A 5,483-nucleotide genomic window follows, 5' to 3' on the forward strand; every position below is an offset into this window, starting at 1 on the left:
ACCTCGGCGCTGAGGCGTCATTCTGAAGGAGCGTGCGCCGCGCTTTCCCCGGCACCGCGTTCATGCGCGACTGAAGAATCCCGGACCGCAACGTCCGCCGCGCCTCGGGCCGGCGTGGCGTGCTCCAGCCTCTGCCGCGGCCCCCGCAGCGTCCGGGCGCGGCGCGCAACCGGGCGTGCATGGGAAGCGGTGGCGCGGATTCTTCGGTCGGCGCAAGAGTCTGGTGTGACGGATGGTGCGGTGCGGCGCCTCGCTCAGAATGACACTCAAAGTACGAGCCGAGTGAGGGATGCCGCTGCGGCTGATGTCCGGTTACGCCGCCCGCGCCGCCCAGCAGCGGCACCTCCGCTCCACCGGTGTCCTGCCGCCCACCTCGGCGCTGAGGCGTCATTCTGAAGGAGCGTGCGCCGCGCTTTCCCCGGCACCGCGTTCATGCGCGACTGAAGAATCCCGGACCGAAGCATCCGCCGTGCCGCTGGCCGGCGCGGCGTGCCCCAGCCTCTCCCGCCGCACCCGCAGCGTCCGAGGGCGGCGCACAACCGGGCGTGCATCGGATGCGGTGGCGCGGGATTCTTCGGTCGGCGCCAGAGTCTGGTGTGTCGGACGGCGCGGCGCGGCGCCTCGCTCAGAATGACACTCGAAGTCCGAGCCGAGTGAGGGATGCCGATCCGGCTGAGGTGACGGATCCGGTGCGCCTGATCCTCTGCAGGATGCTACAACCGCGATTGCGCGTCCGCCGCGGATCCGCCCCGCGTCCAGAGCGCTGCTGATCCAGCGCTCCTCGTTGCCAGTGCGCGACGGGCGTGGCGCGCCTACCTTGTCCATCCGCACTGCATCCACCCCTCGACGCACGCCGCCCCATGACGCAGACCGCTGCTCCGCCCATCGTTCAACGCGCGGCCGGGTTCGCGGACCGCACCGCCGTCGTGGCGCACAACGGCACGCTCACGTACGCGGACCTGCTGGACGCGTCCGCCCGCGTGGCCGCGGCGCTGCTGGACGGGCGCGCGTCGCTGGACGGGGCGCGCGTGGCGTTCCTCACGCCGCCGGGATGGGAGTACGTGGCGGTGCAGTGGGGCGTGTGGCGCGCGGGGGGCGTGGCCGTTCCGCTCGCCGTCTCGCACCCCGAGGCGGAACTGGAGTACGTGGTGCTGGACGCGGACGCGGAAACCGTCATCGCGCACCCGGAGTTCATCGCCGTGCTGCGTCCCGTGGCGGAGCGCGCCGGGCGCCGCTTTCTCACGACCGACGAGGCGCTCGCCGTCGCGCCGGGAGCGGTGCCGGACGTGGCGGAAAGCGGTCCGGCCATGATCATCTACACCAGCGGCACCACGGGGCGGCCCAAGGGCGTGGTGAGTACCCACGCCAACCTGCGCGCGCAGGTCACCACGCTGGTGGACGCGTGGGGATGGACGGCGGACGACCGCACGCTGCTCGTTCTTCCGCTGCACCACGTGCACGGCATCGTGAACGTGCTGGCCTGCACACTGTGGTCCGGCGCGGTGTGCGAAATCCTCCCCCGCTTTGACGCGGACGAGACCTGGCGGACCATCGAAAGTGGACGCCTGACGCTGTTCATGGCCGTCCCCACCGTGTACCGCAAGCTGATCGGCGCATTCGACGCGGCGGACGAGGCGCGGCGCGAGCGGATGGCCGCCGGGTGCCGCGGATTGCGGCTGATGGTGTCCGGCAGCGCCGCACTCCCCGTGCAGATGCTGGAGCGGTGGCGGGAAATCAGCGGCCACACGCTGCTGGAGCGCTACGGGATGACGGAGATCGGCATGGCGCTCAGCAACCCGCTGCACGGCGAGCGCCGGCCGGGCTCCGTGGGCCTGCCGCTGCCGGGCGTGCAAACGCAGGTGGTGGACGACGAGGGCCGGCCGGTGGAGGCGGGAACGCCGGGCGACCTGGAGATCCGCGGGCCCAGCGTGTTCGCCGACTACTGGCGACGCCCGGAAGCGACGGCGGAGGCGTTCCGCGGCGGCTGGTTCCGCAGCGGCGACGTGGCCGTGGTGGAGGACGGCTACTACCGCCTGCTGGGCCGCCGCAGCGTGGACATCATCAAGACCGGGGGATTCAAGGTGTCCGCGCTGGAGATCGAGGAGGTGCTGCGCGAGCACCCGGCCATCGGCGAGTGCGCGGTCGTGGGGATTGGGGACGAGGAGTGGGGCGAGCGCGTGTGCGTGGCGGTGGAAGCGGCGGGCGGGGATCCCGTTCCGCCTCTTGCCGAACTGCAGGGGTGGGCGCGGCAGCGGCTGGCGCCCTACAAGCTTCCCCGCGACCTGCGCGTGGTGGATCCGCTCCCGCGCAACGCCATGGGCAAGGTGATGAAGCCAGAGGTCGCCAAGCTATTCGCCGCGGGCTGATCGCGATCCGATCAGAGGAGGGAGGAACAGCGGCACAGACGGTTGTCGCTCCCTCTGTCTCTGCGCCTCCGCCAGCGCGCGCCGCGGTTCCAGGCTGGCGATCCTTCCAGAATCCGGGGTTTCACATGATGGACAATCCCACCGTGATCGCGCTGCTGACGCAGATCCGCGATCAGCTGCAGGAGCAGGGGGCGCGGCAGCAGCAGGCCATCGACGCGCAGTCCAGGTCCATCGCCATGCAGCTCGAGGCGGTGGAAACCCAGCGTCGCGCGGTGGCGCTTCAGCGGCGGGTGGTGCTCGCCGTCTTCGTGCTCATGGCCGTGCTGTTCCTGCTCTTTCTGATCACGTTCTTTGCCTGGTGATCCGCGGAAAGCCTGGAATGCGAAGCCGGCCGCTCCGGTGGGGGAGCGGCCCGCTTTCTACGTCCCGGCCGGCTGCGGCGCGGGGATGAACCCGCCCGCTTCCAGCCAGTGGAAGAACGCGTCCGGCCAGTAGTCGCTGCTGGTGCCCTGCCGCTTCATCCCGAAGCCGTGGCCGCCGCCGCTGAAGATGTGCACCTCCGGCCGGTGCCCGGCGGCGCGCAGGGCGTCGTGAAAGCGCAGGATGGGGGCGAGCGCCACCGCGTCGTCCTGCGCCCAGGCCATGAACATGGGCGGGAGCCGCGAGGGGATGGCCGGCATGACGCCGAACGGGGCGCCGTACATCATCGCCGCGAAGCTGGGCCGCGCGGCGCTGTCCGCCTGCAGCAGCGCGGCGCTCGTCACCATCGCCCCCGCCGAAAAGCCGATCATCCCCACGCGGTCCGGACGCACGCCCCACTCCGCCGCGCGGCTGCGCACCACGCGCAGCGCCTGGATTCCGTCCGCGATGCCGTACTGGCCCACGGAATCCATGTTCATCGGCGGAACGCCCTCGAAGTTCTTTTCGATCGTGCGGTACTTGAGCACGAACGCGGCAATCCCCCGCTCGCGCAGCCGCTCCGCCACGCTGAACCCCTCCAGGCTGATGGCCTGCGCCACGAACGCGCCGCCGGACGCGATGATGACCGCCGCGCCCGTGGCCTTGCCCGGCTCCGGCAGCAGGATCGTCAACGTCGGCGTGGACACGTCGAACACCACGGTGCCCACCGGCGTGCCTTCGATGACGCGCTCGCGGTGAGTCCAGTGCTCCGTGCCCGGAGGCGCGCCGGGCCACAGGTTCACCACCTGCTGCGCGGCGGCCTCGCCGATGGCGGAGAGGTGCAGGACCGCCGCGGCGGCCAGGATGATCTTTCGCATCGCTGCTCCTGAACGGGGATGGATGAACGCCGGCATGATTCGATTGTCGTGCGCCGCGAGGCTCAGGCGCCGGGGAGAAAGCGCGAGCGGGCGATCATCAGCGCTTCTTCCGCCGCGCCGACGTCCGGATGATCGGCGGAAAGGGCCGCGGCGGCGTCGTTCAGGGTGTCGCGGCACTGTTCCAGGATGGGGCGCGGAATGCCGTCCTCGATCCCCGATGTGCGCCACGTTTCTCCCTGCAGCGACTCGCGCGCGTCGTTTACCCGGCCCTCGCGCAGCTCCATCAGCACGCGGTCGATCCACCCCACCAGGCTGGCCGTGGCCTGCGATCCGGTAAAGATGCCGTGCGGGTCCGCCGGCTCGTTGCTCATCGTTCCCCCGTGCGTACGGCGTTCCCGTCCAGCGGCAGCCCGATGGGGCGCAGACGCTGCACCAGCGATGCCGCGGCGAGCGCGTGCTCCTCGCCGCGCGGCGGCGCCACGATCTGCAGGCCCACGGGCATCCCCTGCGCGTCCACCCCGGCGGGGACGGAGGCGACGGGGAGCCCGGTGAGGCTCAGGACGAAGGTGGGCGCGATCCAGTCCACGTACGTCGCCATCTCCCGCCCGCCGACGGTGGCGGGATAGTTCTCCTCCACCACGAAGGGCGGCACGGCCATGGTGGGCGTCAGCAGCAGGTCGTAGCGGGTAAAGAAGTCGCGGAACTGCTCCCAGATGCGCCTGCGCGCCGCCTCGCCCGCCGCCAGCTCCTGCACGGTGGTGGACAGGCCGGCGCGCACGTTGTTGGCCACGTTGGGCCCGAACTCCTCCAGCCGGTCCAGGTACGGGTACAGCTGCGAGACGAACCAGTGGCCGCGCAGCGCCAGAAAGGCGGGACGGCCGTACGACAGGTCCAGCTCGATCTCCTCCACCGCGGCCCCGGCGTCCGCGAGGGCGAACGCCCCGGCGCGGCAGACGCTCTCGATCTGCGCATCGATGCCGATGCCCGCGATGTCGCGGCAGTAGGCTACGCGCAGCCCGCGCGCATCCGCGTCGCGCACGGTGGCGGCAAAGTCGCGCCCGGCCATGGGCTGCGCGAGCGGCGCGCGGTCCGTGGCGCCCGCGACGGCCTGAAGCCCGCGCGCCACGTCGCCCGCGCCGCGGCCCATCACCCCCGTCACCTGCAGCGTGTCCCAGAGGTAGTCCTGCGGAAGGGTGGGCACGAGCCCCACGGACGGCCGCAGCCCCACGATGCCGCAGAACGACGCGGGAATGCGCAGCGATCCGCCCAGGTCCGTTCCCTGCGCCAGCCCGAACATCCCCGCCGCCAGCCCCGCCGCGCCGCCGCCGGTGCTGCCGCCCGCGCTGCGCTCCGGGTTCCAGGGATTGCGGGTCCGCCCGAACACCGGGTTGAAGGTGTTGCCCCCGGCCGCGAACTCCGGCGTGTTGGTCTTGCCCAGGATGATGGCGCCCGCCGCGCGCAGCCGCTCCACCACCCAGGCGTCGTGCGCCGGAACGTGGTCGGCAAACAGCGGCGAACCGTACGTGGTGCGCACGCCCGCCACCTCGGTGACGTCCTTGATCCCCACCGTGACCCCGGCGAGCGGCCCCGGGTCTTCGCCGGCGCGGATGCGCCGCTCCAGCGCCTCCGCCTCCTCCCGCGCCCGCGGGTTGAGGGTGACGACGGCGTTCAGCTGGGGGTTGAAGCGGTCCACGCGCGCCATGCACGCATCCAGCACGTCCACGGGCGAAAGCTCGCGCGCCCGCACGCGGCGGACGGTTTCTTCCACGGAAAGCAGCGCGATCGAATCGTCGGGCATGGTGCGGCGGGGCAGGGAGAATGCGCGGACCGGAGCGGGAAT

At 71.9% G+C, this 5,483-nt stretch carries 5 protein-coding genes; 2 read left to right on the forward strand and 3 right to left on the reverse strand.

Going from position 1 to position 5,483, the window contains the following annotated elements:
* Positions 1-860 precede the first annotated feature (860 nt).
* Together VF665_RS25345 and VF665_RS25350 are read left to right on the forward strand one after the other, a co-directional pair.
* Complete coding sequence (locus VF665_RS25345; RefSeq protein WP_331056288.1) at positions 861-2,366, forward strand: acyl-CoA synthetase; 1,506 nt, start codon at positions 861-863, stop codon at positions 2,364-2,366.
* A 128-nt stretch (positions 2,367-2,494) separates the two neighbouring features.
* Positions 2,495-2,728, forward strand: coding sequence for a hypothetical protein (locus VF665_RS25350; RefSeq protein ID WP_331056289.1), 234 nt, complete (start codon positions 2,495-2,497; stop codon positions 2,726-2,728).
* 57 nt (positions 2,729-2,785) lie between these two features.
* On the opposite strand, the gene VF665_RS25355 is transcribed toward VF665_RS25350, so the two are convergent.
* The 3 genes from VF665_RS25355 to VF665_RS25365 all read right to left on the reverse strand — a co-directional run.
* Positions 2,786-3,643: an alpha/beta hydrolase gene (locus tag VF665_RS25355; RefSeq protein WP_331056290.1), complete on the reverse strand. Its 858-nt coding sequence runs from the start codon at positions 3,641-3,643 to the stop codon at positions 2,786-2,788.
* 62 nt (positions 3,644-3,705) lie between these two features.
* The gene (locus VF665_RS25360) at positions 3,706-4,014 is read right to left on the reverse strand and encodes a hypothetical protein (protein WP_331056291.1); all 309 of its coding nucleotides are present in this window, start codon (positions 4,012-4,014) and stop codon (positions 3,706-3,708) included.
* A partial coding sequence (locus VF665_RS25365; protein WP_331056292.1) for an amidase occupies positions 4,011-5,483 on the reverse strand: 1,473 nt, incomplete at its 5' end. The genes VF665_RS25365 and VF665_RS25360, both read right to left, overlap by 4 nt.

The sequence above is a fragment of the Longimicrobium sp. genome (genome assembly GCF_036387355.1).
Taxonomy (GTDB): Bacteria; Gemmatimonadota; Gemmatimonadetes; order Longimicrobiales; family Longimicrobiaceae; genus Longimicrobium.